The 331-nt window shown below is 63.4% G+C and carries 1 protein-coding gene; it reads right to left on the bottom strand.

Going from position 1 to position 331, the window contains the following annotated elements; genetic code table 11:
- A partial coding sequence (locus U5775_RS39205) for a 4Fe-4S dicluster domain-containing protein (protein ID WP_322063472.1) occupies window positions 1–331 on the bottom strand: 331 nt, incomplete at both ends.

Raw genomic sequence — 331 nt, 5'->3', positions numbered from 1 at the left:
GTCGCTGCCGTCGTCGTTCTTCACGAATTCGTAGACCGCAGCCGGACAGAAACGCCCCTCGGGGCCCGCATAGGTGCGCAGATTCACGTTCACCGGCACGCTCGCATCCTTGAGCGTCAGGTGCGCGGGCTGGTTCTCCTCGTGATTCGTATTGGAAACGAACACCGAGGAGAGGCGATCGAACGTGAGCTTGCCGTCGGGCTTCGGGTACTCGATCGGCTTGCACTGCGAGGCGGGACGCAGCATCTCGTGGTCGCGATGCTGGTGATGGAGCGTCCACGGCACGTTGCCGCCCAGCAGCTTCTGCTCGATGCCGACCATCAGCGTGCCA

This window comes from Paraburkholderia sp. J63, from assembly GCF_905220245.1.
Classification (GTDB): Bacteria; Pseudomonadota; Gammaproteobacteria; order Burkholderiales; family Burkholderiaceae; genus Paraburkholderia.
This window is presented reverse-complemented; position numbering and strand designations above follow the sequence as displayed.